The sequence below is a fragment of the Streptomyces sp. NPDC059169 genome (assembly GCF_042755225.1).
In the GTDB taxonomy this organism is placed as follows: domain Bacteria; phylum Actinomycetota; class Actinomycetes; order Streptomycetales; family Streptomycetaceae; genus Streptomyces.
In genome coordinates this window covers 1-2,697 of record NZ_JBHZCF010000050.1, presented here as the reverse complement: position 1 = coordinate 2,697, position 2,697 = coordinate 1, and the positions used below count along the sequence as shown (strand labels likewise).

The 2,697-nt window shown below is 56.3% G+C and carries 1 rRNA gene; it reads right to left on the bottom strand.

The features are described 5' to 3' along the window. Nucleotides 1-21: 21 nt before the first annotated feature. Nucleotides 22-2,697 (bottom strand): 23S ribosomal RNA (locus tag ACFXOM_RS35525); the annotation flags it as partial.

The window sequence follows — 2,697 nt, the reverse complement described above, 5'->3', positions numbered from 1 at the left end:
ACACAGTGGACGCGAGCAACTGAGGACAAGCCCTCGGCCTATTAGTACCGGTCAACTCCACCAGTTACCTGGCTTCCATATCCGGCCTATCAACCCAGTCGTCTACTGGGAGCCTTACCCCATCAAGTGGGTGGGAGTCCTCATCTCGAAGCAGGCTTCCCGCTTAGATGCTTTCAGCGGTTATCCCTCCCGAACGTAGCCAACCAGCCATGCCCTTGGCAGAACAACTGGCACACCAGAGGTTCGTCCGTCCCGGTCCTCTCGTACTAGGGACAGCCCTTCTCAAGACTCCTACGCGCACAGCGGATAGGGACCGAACTGTCTCACGACGTTCTAAACCCAGCTCGCGTACCGCTTTAATGGGCGAACAGCCCAACCCTTGGGACCGACTCCAGCCCCAGGATGCGACGAGCCGACATCGAGGTGCCAAACCATCCCGTCGATATGGACTCTTGGGGAAGATCAGCCTGTTATCCCCGGGGTACCTTTTATCCGTTGAGCGACGGCGCTTCCACAAGCCACCGCCGGATCACTAGTCCCGACTTTCGTCCCTGCTCGACCCGTCGGTCTCACAGTCAAGCTCCCTTGTGCACTTACACTCAACACCTGATTACCAACCAGGCTGAGGGAACCTTTGGGCGCCTCCGTTACCCTTTAGGAGGCAACCGCCCCAGTTAAACTACCCATCAGACACTGTCCCTGATCCGGATCACGGACCCAGGTTAGACATCCAGCACGACCAGAGTGGTATTTCAACGACGACTCCACCTGAACTGGCGTCCAAGCTTCACAGTCTCCCACCTATCCTACACAAGCCGAACCGAACACCAATATCAAACTGTAGTAAAGGTCCCGGGGTCTTTCCGTCCTGCTGCGCGAAACGAGCATCTTTACTCGTAGTGCAATTTCACCGGGCCTATGGTTGAGACAGTCGAGAAGTCGTTACGCCATTCGTGCAGGTCGGAACTTACCCGACAAGGAATTTCGCTACCTTAGGATGGTTATAGTTACCACCGCCGTTTACTGGCGCTTAAGTTCTCAGCTTCGCCTGAACGAATCCAAGCTAACCGGTCCCCTTAACGTTCCAGCACCGGGCAGGCGTCAGTCCGTATACATCGCCTTACGGCTTCGCACGGACCTGTGTTTTTAGTAAACAGTCGCTTCTCGCTGGTCTCTGCGGCCACACCCAGCTCAAGGAGAAAATCCCATCACCAGACATGGCCCCCCTTCTCCCGAAGTTACGGGGGCATTTTGCCGAGTTCCTTAACCATAGTTCACCCGAACGCCTCGGTATTCTCTACCTGACCACCTGAGTCGGTTTAGGGTACGGGCCGCCATGAAACTCGCTAGAGGCTTTTCTCGACAGCATAGGATCATCCACTTCGCCACAATCGGCTCGGCATCAGGTCTCAGACTCACACAAGACGGATTTACCTACCTTGCGTCCTACACCCTTACCCCGGGACAACCACCGCCCGGGCTGGACTACCTTCCTGCGTCACCCCATCGCTTACCTACTACCACCTTGGATCAGCGGCTCCACCACTCCGAGATTGTCCGAAGACGCACCCGGCGGTTTCACGGCCTTAGCATTAATGGGCTCGATATTGGGCGTTTCAAAGCGGGTACCGGAATATCAACCGGTTGTCCATCGACTACGCCTGTCGGCCTCGCCTTAGGTCCCGACTTACCCTGGGCAGATCAGCTTGACCCAGGAACCCTTAGTCAATCGGCGCACACGTTTCCCACGTGTGTATCGCTACTCATGCCTGCATTCTCACTCGTGAACCGTCCACAACTCGCTTCCGCGGCTGCTTCACCCGGCACACGACGCTCCCCTACCCATCACAGTCCCCGTTGGGGGTACATACTGCAATGACACGACTTCGGCGGTACGCTTGAGCCCCGCTACATTGTCGGCGCGGAATCACTTGACCAGTGAGCTATTACGCACTCTTTCAAGGATGGCTGCTTCTAAGCCAACCTCCTGGTTGTCTCTGCGACTCCACATCCTTTCCCACTTAGCGTACGCTTAGGGGCCTTAGTCGATGCTCTGGGCTGTTTCCCTCTCGACCATGGAGCTTATCCCCCACAGTCTCACTGCCGCGCTCTCACTTACCGGCATTCGGAGTTTGGCTAAGGTCAGTAACCCGGTAGGGCCCATCGCCTATCCAGTGCTCTACCTCCGGCAAGAAACACACGACGCTGCACCTAAATGCATTTCGGGGAGAACCAGCTATCACGGAGTTTGATTGGCCTTTCACCCCTAACCACAGGTCATCCCCCAGGTTTTCAACCCTGGTGGGTTCGGTCCTCCACGAAGTCTTACCTCCGCTTCAACCTGCCCATGGCTAGATCACTCCGCTTCGGGTCTAGAGCGTGCAACTCAAACGCCCTCTTCGGACTCGCTTTCGCTACGGCTTCCCCACACGGGTTAACCTCGCTACACACCGCTAACTCGCAGGCTCATTCTTCAAAAGGCACGCAGTCACGACACAGAGACAAGTCTCTGTGCGACGCTCCCACGGCTTGTAGGCACACGGTTTCAGGTACTATTTCACTCCGCTCCCGCGGTACTTTTCACCATTCCCTCACGGTACTATCCGCTATCGGTCACCAGGGAATATTTAGGCTTAGCGGGTGGTCCCGCCAGATTCACACGGGATTTCTCGGGCCCCGTGCTACTTGGGAATAACT